Source organism: Hymenobacter sp. UYAg731, assembly GCF_054061335.1.
Window position 1 is genome coordinate 539,082 of sequence record NZ_JBSSEC010000001.1, and the last position, 24,854, is coordinate 563,935.

A 24,854-nucleotide genomic window follows, 5' to 3' on the forward strand; every position below is an offset into this window, starting at 1 on the left:
GGGCCTTACCTTCGGGGCTTTTCCGCGCTAGTCATTTCTCCGCTCCATGTCTGAACCTGTTCTTTACCTGCCCCAAGCGTTTGACGACGGCCTCGCCGCCCTCATCACCGACGGCAAAACCGAAAACATTTACTACTACGCCGCCAAGGGCGGTGCCCTCCTTTACAAAGCCAAGTGGGCCAACCCCGAAGAAAAGGTGCGGGCCGAACTCTGGGCCGCCCTCATCTACCAATACGAGTACCCGGCCACGCGCCTGCGCATTGAGTTTGCCATCCCGGACCGGCTGGCGAGCAAGCGGGCCGACCTCGTGATTTTCCGCGACGACGACCACAAGAAGCCCTACTTCGTGCTCGAAACCAAAGCGGCCGACGCTTCCGACTCGGCCCTGTTGCAGGCCCTCGAACAAGCCTGCGGCTACCGCGCCGCCCTCAGCGCCGCCTTTGCCGGGGCCGTGTCGGGCAGCACTACGCACCGCCTGCTGCGCTTCGATGATGACAAGCTGTTCTCGCCGTTGGAACGCGACCGCAACAAAATAGCCGACATCCCGACCGGCTACGGCGACCCGCCCAAGTGGCGCTTCTACCGCGAAGACGACCGGCACGACCTGCGGGCCGTGTCCCGCGAGGCCCTGCGCTCGGCCATCAGGAAGTGCCACCAAACGCTGTGGGGCGGCGGCAAACGCTCGCCCATCGTGGCCTTTGGCGAGTTTTGCAAGCTCGTGTTTGTGAAGCACCGCGACGAGAAGGCCGCCCGACCCGCCGGCGAACCCTACGCCTTTCAGGTGGGCAGCGGCGAGGCCGATGCCGACCTGGCCAAGCGCATTCACAAGCTGTATGACAAGGAGCGTGCCGACGAGCCGGACGTGTTCACGGACCAGATTCGGGTGGAGGATGGGCCGCTGGCGCGGGTAGTGGAACACCTGGAAAGCATCAGCCTGAGCCGCACCGACCTTGATACAAAGGGCGTGGCGTTTGAGGAATTTATGAGCGGCTTTTTCAAGGGCGACTTTGGGCAGTATTTCACCCCCCGCGAACCTATTGCCTTCGCCGTGGCGCTGCTCGACCCCAAGCATACCGACCTGACGCTAGACCCGGCTTGCGGCTCCGGGGGCTTTTTGCTTTATGCCCTCGACCATGTGCGCCGCGAAGCCGATAAGCTGTTTCCGAACCACAAAACCAGCCTCGTCCAGCACACCAAGCACTTCAACTACTGGCACGACTACGCCGAGAAGAAACTCTTTGGCCTGGAAATAAACGAAGAGCTGGCGCGGGTGGCCAAAATGAACATGATTATCCACGACGACGGCCACACCAACGTGGTGGGCAACGACGCGCTGGACTTCCTGGACCGCCTCACGGCCAAAAACGCCGGCCTCGCCCCCAATGCCTTCGACCTCGTGCTCACCAACCCGCCCTTTGGGGCCGTGGTGAAACGCGCCGACAAGGCCGAAAACTACATCGAGCAGTTTGAGCTGCGCCACTACCTGAGCAAGAACGCCGCCGGGGCCTACGGCGGCGACCCCGCCGACGTGAACGACGACGACCCCGCCGGCAAGCGCGGGGCCAAAAGCCTGAAAGAGCGCGCTAGCATCAAAACCGAAATCCTGTTTCTGGAGCGCCTCCATACCTTCCTCAAGCCCGGCACCGGGCGGGCGGCCGTGGTGCTGCCCGATGGCATTCTCACCAACTCGTCGTTGCAGGGTGTGCGCGACTGGCTGCTGCTCCACTTCCAGGTGCTGGCCGTGGTGAGCCTGCCCCAGTTTGCCTTTGCCCACTACGACGCGGGCGTGAAAACCAGCATCGTGTTCCTGCGCAAGCTGCGGCCCGGCGAAACCGTGGCCGCTAAAGAGCCGCTGTTTATGGCCCTGGCCGAAAACATTGGCTACGATGCCACCGGCCGCCCCACCTACGTGGTGAGCGTGGAGAGCGAAACCGCCGAAACCGCCAAGGTGGAGCAGCACGCCTGCGACCTGTTTACCTACCGCGTGTATTACCACTGGGACGACCTGGACCCTAAAAACACCGGCTGGACCGAAACCCACCGCGAAATCATTCCCGACACCGGCCTCGTGGGCCAATACCGCAGCTTTCAAAGGAACCCCGCGCCTTTTTTCGTCTAGGCCCCGGCACACGGTATTTTGCCGTGTACCGGGGCGACCTAAAAAAGAGAATCGACGCTTACTCAACTCAGCCGCATTTTGCCCTATTGTTCGAGAAAATGCGGGCGAGTGGCATAACATTAACTACTCTTGGACAAATAGCAACGGTTATTTTCTCGGGTACTACTCCTACTTCGGGCGGGCCAGCTTATGTGAAACCCCCTGCGGGAATACGTTTCCTGCGAAGTGGAGAAATTACTGAGGACGGTGGAGTTTCGTCTACTAGCGACGTTCACCTTAGCGCATATATCCACGAGGGGCAAATGAAACGGTCGCAATTAAATTTCGGCGACCTACTTGTTGCTATTGTAGGGGCTACCATCGGTTCGGTTGGGGTATATGACCAAGAAGCCCATGCAAATATCAATCAAGCCATTGCTGGGGTACGGTTGCCTGGTTCCAATTTGTTTCGGGAGTACGTCTGCTGGTATTTACAATCTGCGTTAGGTCAGCATCTGCTCGACTTCTTCAAGCGTCCAGTGGCTCGTGCGAATATCAACTTGGAAGAGATAGGTGAAATTCCACTTCTGATTCCTAGCGAAGAAGTTCAGCAAGAACTCGTCGCGGCCATGAACGCGGCCCGCGCCCAGCGGCGGCAGCAACTGGCCGAAGCCGAGGCGCTGCTGGCGGGTTTTGATACGTATTTGCTGGACACGTTGGGCATCGTGCCCCCGGCCAAAGATGAGCGACGCATTTTCGCCGTTCGCACGAGCGACGCGCTGGCGAAGGGGCGCATCAATCCAGAATATTTTCACCCGGAACGCCTACTGACCCTACGGGCCATCGAAGAAGCCGGGGTGAGCTATGCGCGATTAGGCGAAGTGATAACCTTCGTACGGGACCAAATCAAAACGCCCGGCGAAAACTACCTCAGCCTGGGCCACGTCGAAAGTCAGACGGGCGAATTAGCTGCTTCTTCGGAAACGTCAAGCGGCAGTTGCTATCTATTTCAAACCGACGACGTGCTGTTTATGCGCTTGCGGCCTTACCTCAATAAAGTGTACCGGGCCGAAGCCGCTGGTTGCTGCTCGCCGGAATTTCATGTGTTGCGCGTCCAGAACGAGGCCGTCATATTGCCCTCTTATTTAGCGGTGGCCCTCCGCAGCCGCCTTATGCTGCTGCAAACGGTGCATATGATGACCGGCAACACCCACCCCCGACTGGCCAACGAGGACGTGCCCGACCTCATTTTACCCGTGCCCCCGCTCCCCATTCAGCGCGAAATAGTAGCCGAGGTGCAGCGCCGCCGCACCCTGGCCCGCACCCTGCGCGAAACCGCCGACACCACCTGGGCCGCCGCCAAAGCCGCCTTCGAGGCGCGGCTGCTGGGCTAACCTTTTTCTCCTTTCATTCCTCCCCTCCTTCATGGACCGCAAGAAACTCCAGGCCCTCCGCGACAAAGTAGAAGCCATTGTCCTGCCCGCCGCCGACCGCTACGGCCGACACTACCAGGATGAGAAGCTGCAAAAGGAGCTGGCCGCGGCGGCGGCTACGGCCGTGGGCCTGCTGGCCAAAGCCAAGCTCGTGCGCGGGGCCAGCCACCAGCAGAAAGTAGTGGCGCTGGCCGACAAGCTAAAAGTAACCGGCAACGCGTTCAGCCACTCGTTGGTGGACATGGCCGCTTTGCGCACGGCGCGCACCACCTTGCTCAGGACCCTGAAAACCGTGGCGGCCGAAAGCCGCAAGGTGTTCATCGTGCATGGCCGCGACGACGCGATGCGCCTGGCGGTGCAAGGTTTTTTGCATCAGGTAGGCCTGGATGATGTCGTGCTCAGCGAAGCGCTCAACCAGGGCCGAACCATCATCGAGAAGTTTGACGAGGAGGCGCGGGCCTGCGGCTACGCCATCGTGCTATGCAGTCCCGATGACGTGGGCGGGTTGAAACCGACCGGTAAAGCCCCGGCCCCGACAACTCCCCGCGCCCGCCAGAACGTGATTCTGGAACTCGGGTATTTTGTAGCCCTGCTGGGCCGCCGCTATGTATTCGTGCTGATGGCGGGCAGCGTAGAAATGCCCAGCGACTTCAGCGGCGTCGTGTATGAACCGTATGACAAGGCTAATGCCTGGAAGCGCCGCCTGGCCGACGAGCTAAGCGCGGTGGATTTCTACATCGACCCCGCCGTGCGCAAAAAGCTATAACCAAAAAAGCACCTGCCATTGGCGGGTGCTTTTTTTACGGCGCGGCAGAGCGGCTACTTGCCTTTTTTCGTTGCCTTGTCCGCCGTTTGGGTCAGGGCCGAGCCGGCCACGCTTTTGCCGGTGGCGGAGGTTTTGTCGCTGCTGAGCTGCTTCGAGGCTTTCGAGGCGACTTTGGGCGAGGTTTGTTCGGAGGCTGCTTTCTTGGCCATGTCAGGGGGATGATGAAAGGGTACGGGCTGCTAACGAAAAGCAGCCCAAAAAGGCTAGCCTCTAAATCTGGTAGGGTTCATTAAAAAAATAAATCCAACGCTACCGATTGGTAGCGTTGGATTTATTTTTTTACTGAACCCTACCTACCTTGCCCCCGCCATGCCCAACCCCTCCCTGCCCTCCAACAGCCTGTGCGCCGCCGTGCGGGCGCACTTCGGCCTCACCCAGGCCGAGCTGGGCCGCTGGCTGAGCGTGAGCGCCGGCATGGTGGGCCACCTCGAAGCCGGCCGCAAGCCCCTCACCGCCGCCCTCGGCCGCCGCCTGCGGCCCCTGGCGCTGCTGCTGCCCCCCGCCGCCGGGGGCCTGGGGCCGGAGCCGCCCCCCCGCCCCGACCCCCTGGACCTGAACGCCCCGCCCCCGCCCGGCCCCCTCGCTGCCGCCCCGCTGCGGGCGCGGCTGCGGCGCGTGCGCCACCTGGCCGGTACCACCCGCTTCGAGTTGGAAGGGCGGCAGGGCCTGGCCGGGCTGGCCGCCCGCCGCGCCTGGGGGCTGGCCGTGCTGGCCGCCCTGCTGGCCCCGCCGCCCAGCACCGCCCCCACCCCCGCCGCCCTCGCCCCCGACCCAGTGCTGACCGCCGACCCCGCCGCCGCCGCCCGCTGGCTGGCCCGCCTGCACGCCGATACCGCCGCCGCCCCGGTCCCCCTCACCCCCAGCCAGCACGCCCTGCTGGCCCTGCGCCTGCGCCTGCTGCTGGCCGAGGCCGACGCCCTGGAAACCCTGCTGGCCGCCCCCGGCCCGGCCCCGGAATAAAAAGCTAAAAAAAGGGCGTAAGCATGGCGCAAAGCTGAACCATAGCCGTTAGCTTTGGCGCATCCTTTAACCCATTTTACCCCACAAACCACATGGCTTATTCCGTTGCCGACCTACCCCTAAAAGCCGACTGCGACCTGGTGCTGGCCTACTGCACCGACGAGCTCCGGGTGCTCAACCAGCGCCTGAGCGAGTTCACCTACCGCCGCGACAACGCCAGCACGGCCGCCGACGAGCTGTCGGCGGAGCTCCAGAGCCTCAACGCCGACATCGACTACATGACCCCGCTCATCCCCACGCTGCCGGCGAGCAAAAAGCGCACGGAGCGCGAAAACGAGCTGCGCCGCAACACCGACCGCCGCGACGAGCTGGTGGCCCGCCAGGGCGACCGTGGCCCGGTGGCCCTCGTCATCCGGGAGCTGGAAACCGCCCAGATTGACGTGCAAATCACTGAAACCACCGCCCTGCAAACGGCCGTGCAGGCGCACCGCGCCACCCTGGCCGCCTAGCCCGCGCTGGGAGCTGGCAAAAGAAGTCCGTCCGGTAGCGCCAGTCGCCGCCGGACGGGTTTTTGCTTTTGATACGTTCCGGTTTTATCGCCCCCCTACGCCTCCTCCTCCCGAAACACGATGCCGTAATCGGCCGCCAGCTCATCCAGAATCGGCTCGTACAAATCGGCCTGCACCGGAATCAGCACGCCGCGCTGGGGCACTTCGCCGCGTAGCAGGCGGCGCACGGCCATGCCCAGCGGCAGGCCCACAGTTTTGGCCATGCCGGTGTGGGTAGCATCGTCGCCCTCCACGGCCAGTGAAGACGTGAGGCGGTGCGTGGTGCCGTTCAGCTCAAACTCGAACAGGTGCTGCATCACAATCAGGTCGTGGTCGTGGGGCTGGAGCTGCCACTTTTCGGCCAGCAGGCGCTCCAGCAGCTGGGCGGGCGTGGCGTGGGCGTGGCCCACGGGCCGGTCCGAAAACAGGCCCAGCCAGTGCAGGCGGCCCATTTCTTCGCCGGTGGGGTTCAGGCCGAGGTAGGCGGCCGTGCGCTGGGCCAGGTCGAGGTGCGGGATGAGCGAGGCGGGCAGGTAAGCGGCCACCAGCTCGGCCCAGGTCATGGTTTCGGGGTTGTCGAGGCTCACCGCGTCATCGGTCAGGCCCAGGCGCACCAGCGCGTGCCAGGCGGCGCAGTAGCCCGGCCGGCGCAGCGTGCCGCGCAGGATGGTCGGAATTTCATCGAGCCCGTACGGCGCACGGTAGCTCAGCGAATCCCGGTTGGCATAGCCCTCAAAGTCGCCGTATTCGGGCAAAGTCAGCGTCTCGGTACGGGCAAAAAGCTGCTGATACGGAATGAAGCGCAGCAAGCCGTTTTCCAGAAACTTAGCCGTGCTCTGGCCCGCCAGCACTACGTTGCGCGGGTTCCAAGTGAACTTGTATTTCCAGGGATTGTCGCCCTCCGCCGCCGGGGCCAGCAAGCCGCCGCAATAGCTTTTGAAACTCGTAATAACCCCGCCCCGCTCCCGGATGTGCGCAATGGCCCGCATGGCCGACATGTGGTCGAGCCCCGGGTCGAGCCCGCATTCCATGAGCAGCGTCACGCCGGCGGCCACCGCCTCTTCGTGTAGCTCCCGAATCTCAGAATTCACGTAGCTGGCCGTGGCCAGGTGGCGGCCGTGGCGCACGCAGGCCCGCGCCACCACCGGGTGCAGGGCGGCCGGCAGCATCGAAATCACGGCATCGGCCTGGCTCACCAGCTCCTCCAGCTGCACCTCGTTATCGGTGGAGAACGGTACTGCGCGGGCGTACTCGGTGTGGGCAGCCAGCACCGGCACCAGGTGCGCCGGGTTCGCGTCGGCCACGGTCAGAAACCAATTTTCGGTGGGCGCGTGGCGCAATAAGTACTGAATGAGGGACGAGGCCGAGCGGCCGGCCCCAAGGAGCAAAAGGCGGGAAGTCATGCGGCAAAAGTAGCGCGGACTTTTAGTCCCCGCCGGTGGGCCGGTAAAGCTGCGGCGGGCGGGCGAGCCCGTGCTGCTATTCCAGTATCCATACTTTTACCGCTCATTCCCTTCAAGGCCGGCCCCTTAATTACCGCTCATGCACTATACTTTCTGGCTGCTACTCCCGGAGTTGCTGCTCTGCGCGATCGGCGCATGGGCCCAGCCGGCTCCCTCCGCCGTCCCCGCTCCGCGCTTCGGCTACGACACCCGGCCTTCTCCCCGTCATTGGCGGGGCACCATCGGCCCGCAACCCGTGACGCTGGAGCTGGATTCGGGCTGCTGGGGCTGGTCCGGCAGCTATTACTACGACCGCCGTGCCCGGCCCCTGCGCATCAGCCAACAAAAGCCCGCTAAGCCGAAGGGCCCAACCCGACTCGACGAAACATTTACTGACGAAGCGGGCCAGGATAACGAAACCGGCTATTTCCTATTTGCCGGCCCCCTCCGCCCCCGGCTCACCGGCACCTGGCACAGCGCCGATGGCCGCCGCATCCTACCTGTGGCCCTGCGCGAAACCTACGCCGATGCCCTGGCTTACGACGAGGAGAACTGGGAGGTAAAACGCTTCACCCGCGACGACTTTTACGACAGCACCCGGCTCAATTCGGCGGAGCTGCGCCAATGCTATCTGCACTTCCGCCCACCTCTCTCCCCCGCTACCCGGCCGATACAAGCCGCCCTGGGCCTGCCCGTGCCCCCGCCGCGCATGAACCGCTACCTCGACTCACTGCTCCGCACCCGACGTACCGGTCAATACGACTACTTCTTTCATGGTGATACGTACGTCGAGTACAACAGCAACTACCTCTTCTCGGTCGTGCAGTTCGAACAGTTTACAGCGACCGAAGACGAAGGCATGGGGACGCACGAATGGGGCCATAACTGCACCTACGACCTGCGCACCGGCCGCCACCTACAGTTGGCCGATTTGCTGACGCCCGGCTACCAGATACCCCTGCGCCGCTGGCTGCTCCAGCGTCTCAAGCCGCTGTGGGCCGGCAACGCCTACTACGACGGCGTAGGGGCCAATGGCAAGCTACCCGCCGGGGGCTCCTGGTCACCGGCACGGGCCTGCAGTTCAGCTACGACGACCGCGACGACGAGAGCTTGGGCAACCCCGGCCCCTACCACGCCGACCGCAGTATCGATGTTGAAATCCCTTACGAAACGCTGCTGCCCATCATCCGCCCCAACTCTCCCCTGACGGCCCTGCTTCAGGAACGGCACCTACTGCCCGGGAAATAGGCCCGAAAACAACGGCGCGGCCGCTATTTAACCAGCAATCGGGTCCACGGCTGAAGACTTCCCCCTATCTTCACGCCCCCTAATCCCAACCTTATGGCCCGCATCTCCCGCCAGCAGCTTATTGACTTCGAAGAGCTGGACGCCGCTACCGACCTCACCCCCGCCGAGCAAACCACCTGGCAGGCTGCCCGCGATGCCACCGCGCATGCTTACGCGCCCTATTCTGGCTTTCACGTCGGGGCCGCCCTGCTCCTCGCCGACGGCACCATTTTCAAGGGCACCAACCAGGAAAACGCTGCTTACCCCTCGGGCCTGTGCGCCGAGCGCACGGCCCTGTTTGGCCTCGCCGCCGCCCAGCCCGACCACGCGCCCATCGTGGGCATGGCCGTGGCCGCCCGCCCCGGCCACGGCGAGTTCGGCCCGGCCATGCCCTGTGGGGCCTGCCGCCAGGTGATGCTGGAGTACGAAACCCGCCAGGGCCAGCCCATTCCGCTGATGCTGCCCAGCCGCGGGGGTACCATTCTGCGCTTCAATAGCCTTAGCGCCCTCATGCCTTTCTGTTTCTCGGCCGATGACTTGCCACCCGTTGCTTAGCCAATAGCCGTTCTTCCAGTTTCATGGAGCGCCACCTCACCGTTGCCCGCACGGCCCGCTACCAGCAGTTGGGCGAATTATCGTCCCGAACGCGGCGCGTCTGGTTCGTCTGTCACGGCTATGGGCAGTTGGCGGCATATTTCGTCCGGCATTTCGCCTTTCTCACCGCAGCCGACCCCACCACCGTCATTATCGCGCCCGAAGGCCTCTCACGCTTCTACCTCAGCGGCAACGGCGGCCGCGTAGGAGCCAGCTGGATGACCCGCGACGACCGCCTGCACGAAATCGAGGACCACGTTAATTTTTTCAACCAGCTGGCCGCCACCGTGCTGCCGCAATGCCCGCCCGGGGTACAAGTCACCGTACTGGGCTTTTCGCAGGGCACCGCCACCGTGAGTCGCTGGCTGGCGCAGGCAGCCTTTCGCCCGGCGCACCTCGTCCTCTGGGCTGGCGGCTTCCCCGATGACCTTGCCCCCACCGCGGCTCAAAAGCTCCTGCGAGGCCTGCCGGTAGCCGTCGTCATCGGCTCCGATGATGCCTACATTTCCATCGCCCAGGCCGAGCAGCAACACCATCAGTTACAGCAGCTCGGGGCCAATTCCCAGCTGTTTACTTTTCCTGGAAAGCACGAACTAAACCGCGCCATTCTGGAAAAAATAGCTGTTTTATGGCAATAAAAAAGGCCCGCCCGTTACGCTTTGGCGCAGCCGGCGGGCCTTTTCTATTTGAAAAAATCACTTCCGGTTAATCGTGGTAGCCGCGCCCTGCGCGCCGGCCAGCACCAGTACTTCGGCAATGGTTACGTGCGGCGGCCGGGTCACCATAAACACGATAACATCGGCAATATCCTCCGGCTTCAGCGGCTCGAAGCCTTCGTACACCTTGGCGGCCCGCGCCTCATCGCCCTTGAAGCGCACCTGCGAAAACTCGGTTTCCACCGCGCCGGGGTTCACCTCGGCCACGCGCACGCCGGTGGGCAGCAGGTCGAGGCGCATGGTTTTGGTGAGCATTTGCACGGCCGCTTTGGTGGCGCAGTACACGTTGCCGTTGGCATAAGCCTCCTGTCCGGCAATGGAGCCGATGTTCAGGATGAAGCCCGTTTGACGGGCCGTCATGCCGGGCAGCAGCGCGTGGGTCACGTTCAGCAGGCCGCGCACATTGGCATCCAGCATCTGGTCCCAGTCGGCCGGGTCGCCGCCCTGAATGGGATTCAGCCCGTGCGCGCCGCCGGCGTTGTTCACCAGCACATCGGGCGCCCGCAACGCCTCGGGCAAGGTAGCCACGGCCGCGTCCACCGCCGCCCGGTCACGCACATCGAACGTGAGGACGTGTACCGGTACCGGAGCCAGCTCTGCAACCAGCTCATCCAGCCGCTCGCGCCGCCGCCCAGTCACCACCAGTTGGTAGCCGGACTTGGCCAGCGCCACCGCCGTAGCCCGGCCAATGCCCGACGAAGCGCCGGTTACAAATGCAGTTTTCATATGGTTAAAAAAGGTAGTCGGTGTTGAGTAGTCAGTAGTTGGAACACCTTTGTCCATCTACTGACTACCCAATACCGACTACCAAGGCGTTAGTTTTGAATATTAATGTACAGCGTCACCGAATTGGTGCTGATGCTTTGCAGACTGTTGCTGAACACGTCGTTGTGTCCCACCAATAGGTTTTTCAGGCCGTGCGAAAACCGCAGCTCCGGGGCCAGCTTAAACAACGGGTAAAACAAATCCAGGCCCACGCCATATTCCAGCGTCAGGTCACTGTTGAGCGCCTGGAGCTGATTGCGCAACGGGTCGCTGCGGCGGTTACTGGCCGTGAGACTGGGGCTGATGCCGGCAATCATGTACATCCGCGAGTTGCGCCGCCGGTCCGACTGGTACTTAATCAGCAGCGGAAACTGCACCACCGTCGAGGTCACTTCCTGCGTCACCACCGAGTCCGGTGCCCGATAATTGCGCGGCGTAAACTCCACTTTCCGCGTCAGGAAGTTGACCCCGGGCGCAAAGCGGAAAATAAACGGAGAGTGAGGCCCTCCAATCCGCGCATCGCCAATAAAACCCACCCCCAGACTGGGGCTATAGATAGAATTGGCCGTCACAAACTGGTTGTTGATGTAGGCGCTCGACTGCTCAATTACAAACCGTGAAGCCGAGCCGCTGATATACATTCCCGGATGAAACCACCGGTCATCATAGTTCGACAGGTTGTTTACCGTGATGGATTTGAGCGTGCCATTTTTGCCTCGGTTGGCCCGCGACTGCGCTTTGCGCTGCGCCATGGCGGCCGTGGGCAACAGCAGCACCAGCAAGCCCAGCAGCAGCAGGCGCTTTACTTCTGCGCGGTGTAGATGGAGCTTATTCCGAAGGTGAGGGGTTGCCATGCAGGTTCTTTGAAGCCGACCTTGGCCAGAATAGCCAGGAAATCGGGGCCGTCGGGGAAGGCCTGCACCGAGGCCGGCAAATAAGTGTATGCCGACTGGTCTTTGGAAATCAGCTTGCCAAAGACCGGCAGTACCCGACGGAAATAAAAATTATACGCTTGCTTTAAGGGAAAAGCACTGGGCTTGCTGAATTCCAGAATAACAAGTTTGCCGCCCGGCCGCAGCACCCGGCGCATTTCTGCAAGGCCCACTTCGAGATGGGCAAAGTTGCGCACCCCAAACGAAGCCGTCACCGCATCAAACTCACCGTCTTTAAACGGCAGGTTTTCCGAATCACCGAGTTCCAACTGAATGCGGTGGCCCAGGCCCTTGGCGGCCAGCTTACGCCGCCCCACCTCCAGCATGCCTTCCGAGATGTCCACGCCCGTTACCTGGGCATCGGGTGCAGACGCTCGCAACGTTTCAATAGCGAAATCGGCGGTGCCAGTCGCAATGTCCAGAATGCGGGCCGGGCGCAGGGCTTTCAGCTCATCCACCGCTTTGCGCCGCCAGTAAATGTCGGTGCCGGCGCTGAGAAAATGATTGAGGAAATCGTATTTGCCCGCGATGGAGTTAAACATCTGGGCAACCTGCGATTTTTTATCGGCGGAATTGTCTTTGTAGGGTACGACGGCCATGTGCGGGCGCAAAGAACGTTAATGAAGCGGGAAAATTGTTCTCCCCCAACGCCCAATTGGGCTGGTTTGTTAGCAAGCACTCCCACAAAAGAATGGCGGTGCCTGATAACTCGTGATAATAAAAGCGGGCCGGACAAATTGCCCGGCCCGCTTCCCAATCTAATAGCCTGAACGATAATTAGTTCTTGGCTTTCACTTTGGTTTTTTCGCCGTTGGCGTCTTTGGCTTTCGCGTCGAGCTCACCGTCTTTGGTGATGGTCTTCGACTTCTCGCCAGCGCTGCCTTTGGTTTTCACTTTCACTTTATCCGAATCCTCATCCACTTTGGTTTTCACCTTGGTGCCATCGGCCATCTTCACCTTGCTCTTGCCGGGGTTCAGCGGAGCAGCCGTAGTGGTCGTGGTCATCGAAGAACCACTCGTGCCGGTATCGGTCGTGCTGGTCGGAGCCGTCATGGTCGGCATAGCTTCGCCTTCCTTCAGTACCACCTTGAACTCGTCGCGGCGGTTGAGCTGCATATTCTCGGGCGAATCGTTCGGCGCAGCCGGACGACGCTCGCCGTAGCTTACGGTCGTCATACGGGCCTCGGCAACGCCCTGCTTCTTCAGGTAGTTGAAGGCTGCATTGGCGCGGTTCTGGCCGAGTACCATGTTGTACTCGTCGGTGTTGCGCGAGTCGCAATGGCCTTCTACCGAGATGTTGATGCCGGGGTTAGCCGTCAGCACCTGGCTGATTTCGTTCAGAGTCGTAATCGACTCCGGACGCAGCTTGTACTTGTCGGTATCGAAGTAGATATTTTTGGTAGCAAACATGTTCGTTTGCGTCGTGTCTACATAATTGATGTAGAAGTTCTTCGTGATGGTCGTCGAGTCATTCGTCGAAACCGGCACGGCAAATTCCTGCGTCTCAATCGGCTTGCCGTCCTTGCTCACGGCCACCTGATAGGTACGGCCCGAAAGCACGGCTACTTTATAGTCGCCACCCGGCGTTTTCGTAATGTCACGGAAGCTCAGGGCCGTCTTATCTGCTTGCGAACCGCTGAACACCAGCTCCACACCCGGAATTACCGTGGTGCTGTCTTTCGACGAGAACACCTTACCAACGATGTTGGCATTTTTGATGTAGTTGATGGTGTAGATGTCCTTCTCGCCGTAGCCGCCAATGCGGTACGAGCTCAGGTAAGCATACGAGCCATCGGGGCTCAGACGGTAGTAGGAGTCATCATCCGGCGTGTTCACGGGGTAGCCCATGTTCTGAGCCGGTCCCCACTTACGACCAGCTTCGTCGTAGTCCGACTTGAAGATGTCGTAGCCGCCCATCGTGTTGTGGCCGCGCGACGAGAAGTACAGCGTCTTGCCGTCCTTGCTCATGTATGGGCTGTCATCGTCGTACTTGGTGTTGATATTGGCACCGAGCGACTTAGCTGGTCCCCAGTCAGAACCCATGGACGTGCGGGTCGACTGATACAAGTCCAGCGTACCGTCTTCCGAATATTTGCCGGTAGCAAAAGTTAGGGTCAGTCCATCTGGCGAGATGAATGCGTCGCCTTCGTAAGCCTTCGAGTTGATGTTGCCATCAAGAGGCTTCGGGGCGCTCCAATCGCCGCCGGATTTATCCGAAACAAAGATGTCTCCGTTATTATCGTTACGGTACATCAGCAGCTTGGTGTCGTTATCGAACAGTTGGGTCGATGCATCGTGCCCTTTGCCGTTCAGCACGCCGCTCAACGAGCGGGGCTTCTGCCAATTCTCATCATCAACGCGGGTCGATTCGAAGATGTCCTCGTAGTATTCACCGTCGGCGGCTACGCTCTTGTTCTTCTTATCGCTCACGCTGCCGGTAGCACCAGTCACGTTTTCACCCCGCGAGGTGAAGATGAGCAACTTGTCATCTGACGAAATTACGGGGCTGTGCTCCGAGAACTGCGTGTTGATGGTGGGACCCAGGTTCTTCACGAAGATGTCCTTAGGCGAGTTGAACTGCACCTTGGCATTCTTACTGTGCTGAATGAGTTGCGCGAGCTCTTCCTTACGCTGGTCATTCTTCTTCAGCGTGGCGTTGTAGGCCTGAAAGTGGGCCACGGCCTCGTCGAAGTTATAGTTGAGGTGGTCAACCCGGCCGAGCCAGTATTCCACGTCCTTCGAAACCTTCGGCTTAAGCTTCTGCGCTTTATAGATATAGTCGCTGGCCTTCTCCTTGTCGAACGACATATAGGAGATGCCGGCGTTGAACAGCGCTTTGGCGTTGTTCGGGTCTTTGGCCAATACCTTTTCGTAGTAAGGCAGGGCAGCGCGGTAGTTTTCCTGCTCGAAGAACTTGTTGCCGGTTTTAAGGTCCTTACGCGTGCTTTGCGCCTGTGCCGGGGAGGCGATTGCGGCGGTGAGGGCAACGGCGCACGACGCTTGCAGTAACCTTCTGGATAAGTTGTCCATTGGAGGAGAGGTTTGAAAAAAAGAAATTTCTGAAGGGATTGTAAGTGGAAATGCAACGCCGGAGGCAGCAGCAGGCAACTATATTTTGGGCTTATACTGAAAAACCACGATAGGGTTAGGCTTTAATGCGCTTTTGGGCAGAAGGTAACCGACTTCCAGACATAAAAGCCCACACGCAGCCACGTCATACCAACGCCAATGAAGGGCAAAGATAGGCTGTTTGCGTACGAAAAGCGGTTTTTAGCAAAATTTCGGCCATTCGGGTGTGGTCGAGTGCGGCGGCAGTGGCCCGCTGGTTTGGCTGGCATGCCGCGCAAATATAGAAGCACCAATGAAATAGCCATCATTGGTGCATTTTTATTTATTCATCGTCGGGTTGCATTCCGGCGTAATTTTGCGGCTCGTTAATTCCCCGTTTATTTCCCGCCTTATCCATGATTATTCACGACGCGCACTTTCTGACCAGTAATTCGCGGGCCGATTTGTGCCCCGCTCCTACGCTGCCCGAATATGCTTTTATCGGCCGCTCCAACGTGGGGAAATCGTCGCTTATCAATATGCTGACGGAGCGCAAGGGGCTGGCCAAAACATCGTCCTCGCCGGGCAAGACGCAATTAATTAATCATTTCGTCATCAACGACAACTGGTTTCTGGTCGATTTGCCGGGCTACGGCTACGCCAAAGTGAGCAAAACCTCACGGGCCGAATGGGCGAAGATGATTAATTACTATCTGCGCAACCGGGCCAACCTGATGTGCGTGTGCGTACTCATTGACTCGCGCCACACGCCGCAGGCGGCTGACCTGGAGTTCATGGAAAAGCTGGGCGAAGAAGGCATTCCGTTTGTGATGATATTCACGAAGGCCGACAAGCAGTCGACGGCCCAGACCAAGGCGCTGCTGACCGAGTACCTGCGCAAGATGAGCGAAATCTGGGACGAGCTGCCGCGCTACTTCCTGACCTCGGCCGAAACCGGCTTGGGCCGCGACGAGGTACTGGACTTTATTACCGACGTAAATAAGGAGTGGGTGGCTGATGCCGCCGCCAATGCGTAGATTGGCCCTTAAATTGCCAACCGCCCTGTGGCCCGTATGGGCTGCGTTTGCCTTGTGTTTTCCCCCGCCCCTTACTTTACATCATGACCAAAAACATTTCCATTCCGCAGTTGGCCCTGGGCCTGTTGCTGGCGGCGGCCGCGCCGGCTGCTGCCCAAACCACTCCGAATACCGCGCCGCCCAAACCCCAGACGGAGCAAGGCACCGGCATCGGCACGGTGGGTAAAACCATTCCCGTGGCCTCCTACTACGAAGGCGGCCAGGTGGCCATGTACGAGTTTATTGCCAAGGAGCTGCACTACCCGCCCATGGCCAAGCGCAACCGCATTCAGGGCCAGTGCATCATCAGCTTCCAGCTCAACGGCGATGGTACGATGCAGGACCTGCGCATTGTGAAGCAGTTGGGCGGCGGCACGGGCGAAGAAGCCCTGCGCGTGGTGCGGCTGCTGAAGTTCAAAAAGCCGGAGCTGCCCATCCGGGCCAGCTTGCCCATCGTGTTCAAGCTCGGCGTGACGGGCTCGAACGCGCTGGAAGCACAATAATCCGTAGTTTTGCCCTGATAGCAATGAAGAATGAGGAATGAGAGATGAAGAATTGCCAAACGGCTTTCTCATCCTCGTTCCTCATTCTTCATTCTTCATTCTTCATTCTCAATATTCCCAAAAATGCCCTACGAATTGCAAGAGTTGGCCGCTATCAGCGGCATGCCCGGCCTGTACCGCCTGGTGCGCGCCGCCCGCCACGGCGTGCTGGTCGAAAGCCTCGACGAAAAGGCAACCCGCACGCTGGCCCCGGCCCGCAACAAAGTGTCGCTGCTGTCGGAGATTTCCATCTATACCCAGGACCCCGAAGAGACGGTGCCGCTGACGGAAGTATTCGAGCGCATTTACCAGAAACACGGCGCGGCATCGCCCGTAACGCCGAAGTCGAGCGAAGGTGAGTTGACTGATTTCCTGGCCGGCGTGATTCCCGACTACGACCGCGACCGCGTGTACCTGTCCGACATCAAGAAGCTGGCCAGCTGGTACGGCATCGTGAGCAAGCACCGCCCCTACCAGGAAGCGGCTGCTGCCACCGAGGAAACCCCGGCCGCTACGGAAGATGCTCCCAAGGCCAAAGTCAAAGCGGCTAAAGCGACCACCGAGCCTAGCGCCGATGAGCCCCTGAGCACCGGCGGCCTGATTGGGGCGACTGATGAAGCCCCGGCTGCTGAGGGTAACCCGGAAGCTACCGCCCCAGCTAAGAAAAGCCGCAAGAAGGCCGAGTAGTTTCGGTTCGCATGACAACAAAAAATACGCTCCTGGAATCAGGAGCGTATTTTTTGTTGTCAGGCATGCTGAGCGCAGTCGAAGCATCTCTGCCGTTCAATGCAAATCATTTACTACTGCGGTAGAGCTGCTTCGACTGCGCTCAGCATGACGTTCTCATTATTTTGTAGCGTCGGCTTTGGCTTTGGGTTCTTTGGCGGGCTGCTCTTTGGGCTGCAGATGCTGGGCAATGAGGGCTTCGGCTTGCTCGACCAGCTCTTTGCTGCCGATGAAGACAGGGCAGCGCTCGTGCGGGGCCTGGGGCTCGATTTCCATAGTGCGGCGGTGGCCGTTGCTGCTTTTGCCGCCGGCCTGCTCCACGATGAAGGCCAGGGGGTTGCACTCGTACATGAGGCGCAGCTTGCCGTTGGAGTTTTTGGCGGTGGCGGGGTAGATGTAGATGCCGCCTTTGAGTAGGTTGCGGTGGAAATCGGCCACGAGCGAGCCAATGTAGCGGGCCGAGAAATTCTGGTCTTTGCACTGCCGCACGAAGGCGGCCACCCCGGGCTCAAACGAATCGGAGCTGCCCTCGTTGATGGAGTAGACGGTGCCGGTTTTGGGCGTCTGGATATCGGGGTGCGAGAGAAAGAATTCGCCCAGCGAATGCTCGTAGGTGAAGCCATTAACGCCGTTGCCGGTCGTATAGACCATCATGGTGCTGGAGCCGTAGATGACGTAGCCGGCGGCCACCTGGTGGGTACCGGGCTGCTGGCAGTCGGCCACGGTGCCTTCGCGGCCGGTGGGCGACACGCGGCGGTAGATGCTGAAAATGGTGCCGATGCTCACGTTCACATCGATGTTGCTCGACCCGTCGAGTGGGTCGATGGCCACCACGTATTTGCCCTGATTATTGCCGGTTTGTATCATCTCGTCGTCTTCCTCGGAGATGATGGTGCAGACTTCGCCGCCGTTGCGCAGGGCGCGGATGAAGCGAATGTTGGCAATAACGTCGAGCTTCTGCTGGTCCTCGCCCTGGATGTTCTGGCTGCCGTAGGCTCCGGCAATGTCGATGAGGCCGGAGCGGTTGATTTCGCGGTTAACTATCTTGGCGGCCAGCGCAATATCGCGCAGCAGTTGGGATAATTCGCCCGTGGCATAGGGAAAATCCTCCTGCTTGCGCATGATGAAGCGGTCGAGGGTAGTGCCGACGGGCAGGGCCAGTTTATTGTGGTCCATATAGCAGGTTGGGATATCGAATGGAGATGGCGGGAATGCCCAACAAAGCTACTCTAGCGGGGGCGAAGTGCAATCGGTTGCTTTGGTGGCGGGTGATACAGGCGCGGCTGAGGTTGCTGCCGGCTGATTGCCTAAAGACATCATTGGGCCATTCGCAATGCGCATTGGAGCGCCCGGAAAACCGCATTTGCGGCCGGCGGCGCTACTTTTGGGGCCTATGGAACAGGGACAAGGACTTCAGGTGTACAAATTCGGCGGCGCGTCGGTGAAGGATGCGGCGGCTATTCTCAACCTCTGCCGCATCGTGCGGGACTTTGGGCCGAAGGGGCCGCTGGTGATTGTAGTGTCGGCGATGGGCAAGACGACCAATGCGCTGGAGGAGATTTATGATTTGGCGTATCGGGGCGGGGACTATTCAGCGCAGTTGGCGACGCTGGCAGCATATCATAGAGAGGTCGGTGAAGACCTGATTCGGGCATTGCCTTTCCCTGGTATTGACCCATCAGCCCCAGACCCTGATTTAGAAAACGGTTTTCTCGACCTGGCCTATCGATTGGAAAATCTTTCGCCTTCCAAAAGTTATGATGAAGGATACGACCAAGTAGTGAGCTTCGGTGAGTCCTTTTCTTGCTATTTAGTCCATCTTGCTTTGCTAGGACACTTTGAAGAAGACATCTATTCCCGGGCGGGGCTGATTGTCACAGATGATACTTGGCGGGAAGGAAAAGTAAACTGGCAGGAAACTGAAAAACGTGTTCAACAAGAAATAGGTCCCCCCTTTGGTAGCGGCGCTCGCATCGTAGTCACGGAAGGATTTACGGGGCAGGTTCAGAACAGTCACCGCACCACCACCTTGGGCCGCGAGGGCTCTGACTACACGGCCGCTATCCTGGCCTACTGCCTGCGGGCCGAGTCGGTGACCATCTGGAAAGACGTGGCGGGCCTGCTGAACGCCGACCCCAAAATCTTCCCCGACACGGTGCGCTACCCCGAAATCAGCTACCGCGAAACCATTGAGATGGCGTATTACGGCGCGTCCGTCATTCATCCTAAAACGCTGAAACCGCTGGCCGACCGCAACATTCCGTTGCGCGTGAAGTCGTTTCTGGACCCGGCGGCCCAGGGCACACTTATCCATGACTGCCAGCACCCAGCGCTGGCCCCGGCCTTTATCCGGAAGACCGACCAGGCGCTGCTGTCCTTCACGAGCAAGGATTTTTCGTTTATCTCGGAGGAGAACATGGCGGTGATTTTTGGGGCGCTGGCGCAGGCCAAGCTCAAAATTAACGTGATGCAAAACTCAGCCATCAGCTTCTCGGTGTGCGTCGATTACTCGGAGCGGCGGGTGCATCAGCTGCTCGATTTGCTGCGCGAGCAGTTCACGCTGCACTACAACACGGGCCTCACGCTGTTCACCATCAAAAACTACGACGCGGCCAGCATTGCGCGCCTCACGGCCGGCAAGCGCCTGCTGCTGGAGCAGCGCACGCGCCACACGTTTCAGTTCGTGTGCCAGGGCTGAGGCCGGCGGCGGGCACAACCTCCGCGCCGCCAATGCAGTAAAGCGCAGGCCCGGCCGGCGGGGGCGGGCTCCTTATTTCATTTCCTTCATGGCGAGCGAAGCGCCGCTTCGCTCCTACCTTATCTATACCGACATGGCAGTTCTCGTGGGCAAGCGCGCCCCTTCCTTCAAGGCCACGGCCGTGATTGACGGCAAGACCGAAGAAGAGTTTTCGCTCGACCGCTACCTGGGCAAGAAGCACGTGCTGTTCTACTTCTACCCCGCCGATTTCAGCCGGGTTTGCCCCACCGAAATCCTGGCGTTTCAGGACCGGCTGGCGGAGTTTGAGCACCGGGGCGTGGCTGTGGTGGGCTGCTCCACCGACTCGCACTATGCCCACCTGGCCTGGCAGGAAATGCCCCGTGATAAGGGGGGCATTGCCGGCGTGACGTACCCGCTGGTGGCCGATGCCACCAAAACCATCTCGGCCAACTACGACGTACTAGGCGGCCACTACGACTACACCGAGCAGGCCGAAATAACCTTTGTGGGCTCACCGATGGCCTATCGGGGCCTTTTCCTGATTGATAAGGACGGCATCGTGCGGCACCAGCTGGTGAACGACCGGCCGCTAGGCCGCAGCCTCACCGAAGCCCTGCGCATGATTGACGCCTTGCAGTTCTACGAAAACAACGGCGAGGCCTGCCCCGTGGATTGGGAGGCCGACAAGGCGCTTTAATCATGGGCCGAAACATCGACTGGGCGCGCAGTGCGTAATTTTGGGGCTTGCTTTTCCTCTACGACATCGTCCTGGGCCTGTATGGCCTGCTGCTCCGGCTGTTAGCGCCGTTTGTGCCCAAGGCCGCCGCCTGGGTGGCAGGCCGGCGTGGGCTGCTGGCCTACATCCGCCAGACTATTGGGGCCGATGCCGCGCCCCGCGTGTGGTTTCACTGCGCCTCGCTGGGCGAGTTTGAGCAGGGCCGCCCGCTCATTGATGCCTACCGGCAGGCGCACCCCGACACCAGGGTGGTGCTCACGTTTTTTTCCCCTTCGGGCTACGAAATTCGCAAAAACTGGCCGGGGGCCGACTATATTTTCTACCTCCCGCTGGATACCCGCGCCAACGCCCGGGCCTTTCTGGATGCCGTGCAGCCCCGGCTGGTGGTGTTTGTGAAGTATGAGTTCTGGTATCATTTCCTGAACGAGGCATTTCAGCGGCGTATTCCGGCCATAGTAGTATCGGCTATTTTTCGGCCCGAACAGGTATTTTTCAAGCCCTGGGGCAAATTTTTCCGGAATATTCTGACGCGCTTCACGCATATTTTCACGCAGAACGAAGCCTCGGCCCGGCTGCTGCGCGGCATCGGCATTCAGCAGGTGAGCGTAGCCGGCGACACCCGTTTCGATACCGTGGTAGCGACTGCGCTGACCCCGGCCCGCTCGCTGCCGCTGGTCGATGCCTTCGTGGCCGATGGCGCGCCGGTGCTGGTGGTGGGCAGCAGTTGGGCCGAAGACCTACCCGTGCTGCGCCCGCTGCTGGTGCGCTACGGCGCGGAGCTGCGCGTGCTTATCGCCCCGCACGAAGTGACGGAAACCAACCTGCGTCTGGTTGAAACCACGCTGCCGGGGCCGGTGCAGCGATATTCGCTGGCCGAGGCGACTACGGTGGGCCAGGCCCGCGTGCTGCTGTTTGATAACGTGGGTTTGCTGAGCCAACTCTACCGCTTCGGCGAATATGCCTATGTGGGCGGCGCGTTCGGCAAGGGCCTGCACAATACGCTGGAAGCGGCTGCATTTGGTCTGCCGCTGTTTTTCGGGCCAACGTATGGCAAGTTTCAGGAAGCCGTGGAGCTGGTGGCCATGAAGGGCGCGTTCCCTGTGCATAATGGCGCAGAGCTGGAAGCTGCCTTCACCTATCTCTGGAACACCGACGAGGCCCGCCTGCGCCTCCAGGACACGATTCTCGACTATGTGCATGACCAGGCCGGGGCCACGCGCACCATCATGGCCGCCCTGCGCACCCTCACCCCTGCATCATGACGACAACCGCCGATACTTACCTGCCAGATGGCCCTACCGGCCTGCTCCACGGCATCGTGGTAAAATCCACGGGCTCGTGGTACATCGTGCGCGGCCTCGGAACCGGGCAGCTGTACCGATGCCGCCTGCGGGGCAAATTCAAGATAAAGGGCCTGAAAGCCAGCAACCCGCTGGCCGTGGGTGATGTGGTCGATTTCAGTATCGAAGCCCAGACTGAGGGTGCGGGCGTTATCTCGCACATCGCGCCACGCCGCAACTACATCGTACGCCGCTCGGTGCATAAAACCGGCCACGTTCACATCGTAGCGGCCAATCTGGACCAGGCGCTGCTGGTGGTTACGCTGGTATCGCCGGCCACGTCGTTTGGTTTTATCGACCGGTTTCTGGTCACGGCTGAGGCCTACCATATTCCCGTCACGCTGCTCTTCAACAAGACGGATTTGTACGACGAGGACGGCTTTGAGTATCAGGCTCAGATTGCGGGCATGTACGCCAGCCTGGGCTACCCCAGCCGCACCTGCGCCGCTACTACCGGCGAGGGCGTGCCCGAAATCGACCAACTGCTCGATGGCAAAGTGAGCCTGCTGGCCGGCCATTCCGGTGTGGGCAAAAGCACCCTCATAAACGCCCTGGTGCCCGACCTCGACCTGAAAACCGCCGAAATCAGCGAGTTCTCCGACAAAGGCGTGCATACCACCACCTTCGCCGAAATGCTGGAAGTGCGCCCCGGCACGTTCATCATCGACACGCCCGGCATCAAAGAGTTGGGCCTCGTAGATTTGCCGCCCGCCGAGCTGGCCGGCTACTTCCCCGAGTTCCGCGCCCTGCTGGGCCAGTGCCGCTACCACAACTGCCAGCACACCCACGAGCCCGGCTGCGCCGTGCGCGAAGCCGTGGACCAGGGCCGCATTGCCCTGCCGCGCTACGACAGCTACCTAAGCATGCTGGCCGGCGAGGACAATCGGCATTAATGAGCGTTGCGCTTAATGAAGAATGAGGAATGAAGAATTACCCAATCGGCAATTTTTCATTCCTCATTCTTCATTAAGCGCAGTGCAAACGGGGCTTACTTAGCCGTAGGCAATACCACCGTATCAATTACGTGGGTCACGCCGTTGCTCGAAATCACGTCGGCGATTTGCACAGTGGCCGGGGCATCTTTGCCGTTGCCGACCATTACTTGGCCGTTTTTCACGGTGATGTGCAGTTTTTCACCGTTCACGGTGGTCAACTCCTGGCCGTCTTTCAGGTCGGCAGCCACGAGGCGGCCGGGGATGACGTGGTAGGTGAGCACGCCGGCCAGCTTGGCTTTGCTAGCGGGGTCCATCAGGCCGGCCACGGCTCCTTTGGGCAGTTTGTCGAAGGCGGCGTTGGTAGGGGCAAATACCGTGAAGGGGCCGGGGCCACTCAGGGTTTCGGCCAGGCCTGCCTGCTTCACAGCAGCTACAAGCGTACTCACGCTTTTGGCACCGGCAGCATTCTCCACAATGTTTTTATCAGCCGTCATGGCCACACCGTCCACCATCACACCTTCGGGCTTGCCCATACGGGCCGAGTCGCCGGCCACGGCCGCGATAGAGTCGGCCGGGTTTACGGTGCTGTTGGTTTCGGTTTCGGTGGTAGCGGGCTTGTCGTTGCCACAGCTTGCCAGCATGAGAGAGGTAGCAAGGGCAACTAGCAGGGGAGCAAAAGATTTTTTCATGAAACGGTGGTGGTGAAAAGAAATACAGGTAAGCGAAAAGTAATTACAGCCGTAAGTAAGCTTACGAATATGAGCTTACGAAGCAATAGTGCGCCCCGGATGTTTCGTAAGCCCATCAAATTATTACCTTCGCCCGCCGAAAGCAGCAACTGCTATCGGGAATATTGTTTAATCCGCTAAAAATCCGCGATTCATGAAAACTGCCGAAATCCACACTAAGAAGGGTGTTATGAAAGTTGAGTTCTACGAGCAGGACGCTCCGAAAACCGTTAAAAACTTCACCGACCTCGCCGAAAAAGGCTACTACGACGGCCTGAAATTTCACCGCGTCATCCCGAATTTCGTGATTCAGGGCGGCTGCCCCAACACCCGCGAAGGTGCCAAAGGCCAGCCCGGCACCGGCGGCCCCGGCTACAAAATCGACTGCGAAACCAGCGGCGACCATCAGTACCACGAGCGCGGCGCGCTGAGCATGGCCCACGCCGGCAAAAACACGGGCGGCTCGCAGTTCTTCATCGTGCATTCGCGCGACAACACCGCCCACCTCGACCGCGTGCATACCGTGTTCGGCAAAGTGGTGGAGGGAGTCGATGTTATCGACCAAATTACGCCCAACGATGAGATTGAGAAAATCGTAGTGACGGAGCAGGCGTAATCGCACGCTGGAAACAGAAGACCGTCATGCTGAGCGCAGCCGAAGCATCTCTACCGCAGTAGTAATCCAATCGACAGGATTTACTATTGCGGTAGAGATGCTTCGGCTGCGCTCAGCATGACGGTCTTTTTTTACCGTGCCCAGCCCTATTTCTTCTCGGGCGTTGGATTCTCAATTTCCTGCACCAGCTGCCCGTACCAGCCCTCGCCGTACTTGCGAATCAGCGGCTCCTTGAGAAATTGGTACACCTTCACGCCCAGCTTGCCGCCGAAGTCGCAGGCCGGGTTGCAGATGTTCCACCGGTCGTAGTTCAGCGCGTCGAACCCTTCGTACTTCGTAATGCGAATTGGATACAAATGGCAGCTGATGGGCTTTTTAAACGTGGTAGCGCCAGCCAGATAGGCCTGCTCGATGCCGCATTTCAGGATGCCGCGCTCGTCCCAAAGGGCATAGGCGCACTCCTTATCGTCGATGGTAGTGGTGCTGAAGTCGCCCTCCCAATCCTTGATGTAGAGGCCCTGGGCCTCGATGGCGGCTTGCCCTGCTTCCGTCAAAAAGGGTTTGATATTGGCGTATTCCTGCTCCAGAATCTTCAGCTCGGGCTCTTCGAGGGGCGCGCCGAGGTCGCCCTCCACGCAGCAGGCCCCTTTGCAGGCGTCGAGGTTGCAGACGAAAAAGTTGTCGGCGATGTCATCGGAAATGACCGTTTCCTGGATAATAATCATTCACAAAGGTAACCCCGGCGGCGCGGGCCGGAAATGATGGCCCACCCCTGCCCGGGGCTCCG

The 24,854-nt window shown here is 60.1% G+C and carries 25 protein-coding genes and 1 pseudogene; 17 read left to right on the forward strand and 9 right to left on the reverse strand.

The window, feature by feature from the left end; all coding sequences use genetic code 11:
• Positions 1-46: 46 nt before the first annotated feature.
• The 4 genes and pseudogenes from ACVWYF_RS02310 to ACVWYF_RS02325 all read left to right on the forward strand — a co-directional run bounded on the left by ACVWYF_RS02310 (position 47) and on the right by ACVWYF_RS02325 (position 4,297).
• Entirely contained in the window at positions 47-2,119 is a 2,073-nt protein-coding gene (locus ACVWYF_RS02310) for an N-6 DNA methylase (protein WP_457064209.1), read from the forward strand.
• A gap of 98 nt (positions 2,120-2,217) precedes the next feature.
• A pseudogene (locus ACVWYF_RS02315) lies at positions 2,218-2,724 on the forward strand (restriction endonuclease subunit S); the annotation flags it as partial.
• Between the two features lie 3 nt (positions 2,725-2,727).
• The gene (locus ACVWYF_RS02320) at positions 2,728-3,492 is read left to right on the forward strand and encodes a restriction endonuclease subunit S (protein ID WP_457065093.1); all 765 of its coding nucleotides are present in this window, start codon (positions 2,728-2,730) and stop codon (positions 3,490-3,492) included.
• Between the two features lie 31 nt (positions 3,493-3,523).
• The gene (locus ACVWYF_RS02325) at positions 3,524-4,297 is read left to right on the forward strand and encodes a TIR domain-containing protein (RefSeq protein WP_457064211.1); all 774 of its coding nucleotides are present in this window, start codon (positions 3,524-3,526) and stop codon (positions 4,295-4,297) included.
• Positions 4,298-4,350: 53 nt separating this feature from the next.
• Here the strand turns inward: ACVWYF_RS02325 and ACVWYF_RS02330 are convergent, their stop codons facing one another.
• Entirely contained in the window at positions 4,351-4,506 is a 156-nt protein-coding gene (locus tag ACVWYF_RS02330) for a hypothetical protein (RefSeq protein WP_457064213.1), read from the reverse strand.
• A 160-nt stretch (positions 4,507-4,666) separates the two neighbouring features.
• On the opposite strand from ACVWYF_RS02330, the gene ACVWYF_RS02335 reads away from it, so the two are divergent.
• The gene (locus ACVWYF_RS02335; RefSeq protein WP_457064215.1) at positions 4,667-5,317 is read left to right on the forward strand and encodes a hypothetical protein; all 651 of its coding nucleotides are present in this window, start codon (positions 4,667-4,669) and stop codon (positions 5,315-5,317) included.
• A gap of 92 nt (positions 5,318-5,409) precedes the next feature.
• A complete protein-coding gene (locus ACVWYF_RS02340; protein WP_457064217.1) occupies positions 5,410-5,826 on the forward strand; it encodes a hypothetical protein in 417 nt (138 codons plus the stop codon).
• 95 nt (positions 5,827-5,921) lie between these two features.
• Here ACVWYF_RS02340 and ACVWYF_RS02345 read toward each other — a convergent pair whose 3' ends face one another.
• Positions 5,922-7,268, reverse strand: coding sequence for a saccharopine dehydrogenase family protein (locus tag ACVWYF_RS02345; RefSeq protein ID WP_457064219.1), 1,347 nt, complete (start codon positions 7,266-7,268; stop codon positions 5,922-5,924).
• Positions 7,269-7,407: 139 nt separating this feature from the next.
• Between ACVWYF_RS02345 and ACVWYF_RS02350 the strand changes: the two genes are divergently transcribed.
• The 3 genes from ACVWYF_RS02350 to ACVWYF_RS02360 all read left to right on the forward strand — a co-directional run bounded on the left by ACVWYF_RS02350 (position 7,408) and on the right by ACVWYF_RS02360 (position 9,826).
• Positions 7,408-8,514, forward strand: coding sequence for a hypothetical protein (locus ACVWYF_RS02350; RefSeq protein ID WP_457064221.1), 1,107 nt, complete (start codon positions 7,408-7,410; stop codon positions 8,512-8,514).
• Positions 8,515-8,648: 134 nt separating this feature from the next.
• Positions 8,649-9,149 carry a cytidine deaminase gene (locus tag ACVWYF_RS02355; protein ID WP_457064223.1) on the forward strand — a complete coding sequence of 167 codons (501 nt, stop codon included), beginning with the start codon at positions 8,649-8,651 and terminating at the stop codon, positions 9,147-9,149.
• A 23-nt stretch (positions 9,150-9,172) separates the two neighbouring features.
• Entirely contained in the window at positions 9,173-9,826 is a 654-nt protein-coding gene (locus ACVWYF_RS02360; RefSeq protein WP_457064225.1) for an alpha/beta hydrolase, read from the forward strand.
• 57 nt (positions 9,827-9,883) lie between these two features.
• On the opposite strand, the gene ACVWYF_RS02365 is transcribed toward ACVWYF_RS02360, so the two are convergent.
• The 4 genes from ACVWYF_RS02365 to ACVWYF_RS02380 all read right to left on the reverse strand — a co-directional run bounded on the left by ACVWYF_RS02365 (position 9,884) and on the right by ACVWYF_RS02380 (position 14,631).
• A complete protein-coding gene (locus ACVWYF_RS02365; RefSeq protein WP_457064227.1) occupies positions 9,884-10,630 on the reverse strand; it encodes an SDR family NAD(P)-dependent oxidoreductase in 747 nt (248 codons plus the stop codon).
• A gap of 89 nt (positions 10,631-10,719) precedes the next feature.
• Positions 10,720-11,523, reverse strand: coding sequence for a type IX secretion/gliding motility protein PorT/SprT (porT, locus tag ACVWYF_RS02370; protein WP_457064229.1), 804 nt, complete (start codon positions 11,521-11,523; stop codon positions 10,720-10,722).
• Positions 11,472-12,200: a bifunctional demethylmenaquinone methyltransferase/2-methoxy-6-polyprenyl-1,4-benzoquinol methylase UbiE gene (gene ubiE / locus ACVWYF_RS02375; RefSeq protein WP_457064231.1), complete on the reverse strand. Its 729-nt coding sequence runs from the start codon at positions 12,198-12,200 to the stop codon at positions 11,472-11,474. The genes porT and ubiE overlap by 52 nt, the downstream gene beginning before the upstream one ends.
• Positions 12,201-12,378: 178 nt before the next feature.
• Positions 12,379-14,631, reverse strand: a complete 2,253-nt coding sequence (locus tag ACVWYF_RS02380) for an OmpA family protein (protein ID WP_457064232.1) — start codon at positions 14,629-14,631, stop codon at positions 12,379-12,381.
• A gap of 434 nt (positions 14,632-15,065) precedes the next feature.
• On the opposite strand from ACVWYF_RS02380, the gene yihA reads away from it, so the two are divergent.
• The 3 genes from yihA (at position 15,066) to ACVWYF_RS02395 (ending at position 16,954) form a co-directional block, all read left to right on the forward strand.
• Positions 15,066-15,686 (forward strand): ribosome biogenesis GTP-binding protein YihA/YsxC, encoded by a 621-nt coding sequence (yihA, locus tag ACVWYF_RS02385; protein WP_457064234.1) that lies wholly within the window; start codon positions 15,066-15,068, stop codon positions 15,684-15,686.
• 83 nt (positions 15,687-15,769) lie between these two features.
• The gene (locus ACVWYF_RS02390) at positions 15,770-16,228 is read left to right on the forward strand and encodes an energy transducer TonB (protein WP_457064236.1); all 459 of its coding nucleotides are present in this window, start codon (positions 15,770-15,772) and stop codon (positions 16,226-16,228) included.
• 123 nt (positions 16,229-16,351) lie between these two features.
• Positions 16,352-16,954, forward strand: a complete 603-nt coding sequence (locus ACVWYF_RS02395; protein ID WP_457064238.1) for a DUF5606 family protein — start codon at positions 16,352-16,354, stop codon at positions 16,952-16,954.
• Positions 16,955-17,113: 159 nt separating this feature from the next.
• Here ACVWYF_RS02395 and fbp read toward each other — a convergent pair whose 3' ends face one another.
• Entirely contained in the window at positions 17,114-18,169 is a 1,056-nt protein-coding gene (gene fbp, locus ACVWYF_RS02400) for a class 1 fructose-bisphosphatase (protein WP_457064239.1), read from the reverse strand.
• A 217-nt stretch (positions 18,170-18,386) separates the two neighbouring features.
• On the opposite strand from fbp, the gene ACVWYF_RS02405 reads away from it, so the two are divergent.
• The 4 genes from ACVWYF_RS02405 (at position 18,387) to rsgA (ending at position 22,681) form a co-directional block, all read left to right on the forward strand.
• Positions 18,387-19,691 (forward strand): aspartate kinase, encoded by a 1,305-nt coding sequence (locus ACVWYF_RS02405; RefSeq protein ID WP_457064241.1) that lies wholly within the window; start codon positions 18,387-18,389, stop codon positions 19,689-19,691.
• A gap of 133 nt (positions 19,692-19,824) precedes the next feature.
• Positions 19,825-20,409, forward strand: coding sequence for a redoxin domain-containing protein (locus ACVWYF_RS02410; protein WP_457064243.1), 585 nt, complete (start codon positions 19,825-19,827; stop codon positions 20,407-20,409).
• A 47-nt stretch (positions 20,410-20,456) separates the two neighbouring features.
• Complete coding sequence (locus ACVWYF_RS02415; protein ID WP_457064245.1) at positions 20,457-21,710, forward strand: 3-deoxy-D-manno-octulosonic acid transferase; 1,254 nt, start codon at positions 20,457-20,459, stop codon at positions 21,708-21,710.
• A complete protein-coding gene (gene rsgA, locus ACVWYF_RS02420) occupies positions 21,707-22,681 on the forward strand; it encodes a ribosome small subunit-dependent GTPase A (RefSeq protein WP_457064247.1) in 975 nt (324 codons plus the stop codon). Before ACVWYF_RS02415 ends, rsgA begins: the two co-directional genes overlap by 4 nt.
• A gap of 95 nt (positions 22,682-22,776) precedes the next feature.
• Here the strand turns inward: rsgA and ACVWYF_RS02425 are convergent, their stop codons facing one another.
• Positions 22,777-23,412 (reverse strand): fasciclin domain-containing protein, encoded by a 636-nt coding sequence (locus tag ACVWYF_RS02425; protein WP_457064249.1) that lies wholly within the window; start codon positions 23,410-23,412, stop codon positions 22,777-22,779.
• A gap of 193 nt (positions 23,413-23,605) precedes the next feature.
• Here ACVWYF_RS02425 and ACVWYF_RS02430 point away from each other — a divergent pair, with 193 nt between their 5' ends.
• Positions 23,606-24,067 carry a peptidylprolyl isomerase gene (locus ACVWYF_RS02430; protein WP_457064251.1) on the forward strand — a complete coding sequence of 154 codons (462 nt, stop codon included), beginning with the start codon at positions 23,606-23,608 and terminating at the stop codon, positions 24,065-24,067.
• 146 nt (positions 24,068-24,213) lie between these two features.
• Here ACVWYF_RS02430 and ACVWYF_RS02435 read toward each other — a convergent pair whose 3' ends face one another.
• Positions 24,214-24,792, reverse strand: coding sequence for a DUF3109 family protein (locus ACVWYF_RS02435; RefSeq protein WP_457064253.1), 579 nt, complete (start codon positions 24,790-24,792; stop codon positions 24,214-24,216).
• Positions 24,793-24,854: the final 62 nt, after the last annotated feature.

What these genes read in the sequence shown, in the direction of transcription:
- ACVWYF_RS02325 (WP_457064211.1), top strand. Translation starts at nt 3,524, where the DNA reads ATGGACCGCAAGAAACTCCAGGCCCTCCGCGACAAAGTAGAAGCCATT.
- ACVWYF_RS02405 (WP_457064241.1), top strand. Translation starts at nt 18,387, where the DNA reads ATGGAACAGGGACAAGGACTTCAGGTGTACAAATTCGGCGGCGCGTCG.
- ACVWYF_RS02310 (WP_457064209.1), top strand. Translation starts at nt 47, where the DNA reads ATGTCTGAACCTGTTCTTTACCTGCCCCAAGCGTTTGACGACGGCCTC.
- ACVWYF_RS02355 (WP_457064223.1), top strand. Translation starts at nt 8,649, where the DNA reads ATGGCCCGCATCTCCCGCCAGCAGCTTATTGACTTCGAAGAGCTGGAC.
- ACVWYF_RS02350 (WP_457064221.1), top strand. Translation starts at nt 7,408, where the DNA reads ATGCACTATACTTTCTGGCTGCTACTCCCGGAGTTGCTGCTCTGCGCG.
- ACVWYF_RS02330 (WP_457064213.1), bottom strand. Translation starts at nt 4,506, where the DNA reads ATGGCCAAGAAAGCAGCCTCCGAACAAACCTCGCCCAAAGTCGCCTCG.
- ACVWYF_RS02435 (WP_457064253.1), bottom strand. Translation starts at nt 24,792, where the DNA reads ATGATTATTATCCAGGAAACGGTCATTTCCGATGACATCGCCGACAAC.
- ACVWYF_RS02395 (WP_457064238.1), top strand. Translation starts at nt 16,352, where the DNA reads ATGCCCTACGAATTGCAAGAGTTGGCCGCTATCAGCGGCATGCCCGGC.
- ACVWYF_RS02390 (WP_457064236.1), top strand. Translation starts at nt 15,770, where the DNA reads ATGACCAAAAACATTTCCATTCCGCAGTTGGCCCTGGGCCTGTTGCTG.
- ACVWYF_RS02360 (WP_457064225.1), top strand. Translation starts at nt 9,173, where the DNA reads ATGGAGCGCCACCTCACCGTTGCCCGCACGGCCCGCTACCAGCAGTTG.
- ACVWYF_RS02425 (WP_457064249.1), bottom strand. Translation starts at nt 23,412, where the DNA reads ATGAAAAAATCTTTTGCTCCCCTGCTAGTTGCCCTTGCTACCTCTCTC.
- yihA (WP_457064234.1), top strand. Translation starts at nt 15,066, where the DNA reads ATGATTATTCACGACGCGCACTTTCTGACCAGTAATTCGCGGGCCGAT.
- rsgA (WP_457064247.1), top strand. Translation starts at nt 21,707, where the DNA reads ATGACGACAACCGCCGATACTTACCTGCCAGATGGCCCTACCGGCCTG.
- fbp (WP_457064239.1), bottom strand. Translation starts at nt 18,169, where the DNA reads ATGGACCACAATAAACTGGCCCTGCCCGTCGGCACTACCCTCGACCGC.
- ACVWYF_RS02340 (WP_457064217.1), top strand. Translation starts at nt 5,410, where the DNA reads ATGGCTTATTCCGTTGCCGACCTACCCCTAAAAGCCGACTGCGACCTG.
- ACVWYF_RS02345 (WP_457064219.1), bottom strand. Translation starts at nt 7,268, where the DNA reads ATGACTTCCCGCCTTTTGCTCCTTGGGGCCGGCCGCTCGGCCTCGTCC.
- porT (WP_457064229.1), bottom strand. Translation starts at nt 11,523, where the DNA reads ATGGCAACCCCTCACCTTCGGAATAAGCTCCATCTACACCGCGCAGAA.
- ACVWYF_RS02320 (WP_457065093.1), top strand. Translation starts at nt 2,728, where the DNA reads ATGAACGCGGCCCGCGCCCAGCGGCGGCAGCAACTGGCCGAAGCCGAG.
- ACVWYF_RS02380 (WP_457064232.1), bottom strand. Translation starts at nt 14,631, where the DNA reads ATGGACAACTTATCCAGAAGGTTACTGCAAGCGTCGTGCGCCGTTGCC.
- ubiE (WP_457064231.1), bottom strand. Translation starts at nt 12,200, where the DNA reads ATGGCCGTCGTACCCTACAAAGACAATTCCGCCGATAAAAAATCGCAG.
- ACVWYF_RS02410 (WP_457064243.1), top strand. Translation starts at nt 19,825, where the DNA reads ATGGCAGTTCTCGTGGGCAAGCGCGCCCCTTCCTTCAAGGCCACGGCC.
- ACVWYF_RS02335 (WP_457064215.1), top strand. Translation starts at nt 4,667, where the DNA reads ATGCCCAACCCCTCCCTGCCCTCCAACAGCCTGTGCGCCGCCGTGCGG.
- ACVWYF_RS02430 (WP_457064251.1), top strand. Translation starts at nt 23,606, where the DNA reads ATGAAAACTGCCGAAATCCACACTAAGAAGGGTGTTATGAAAGTTGAG.
- ACVWYF_RS02365 (WP_457064227.1), bottom strand. Translation starts at nt 10,630, where the DNA reads ATGAAAACTGCATTTGTAACCGGCGCTTCGTCGGGCATTGGCCGGGCT.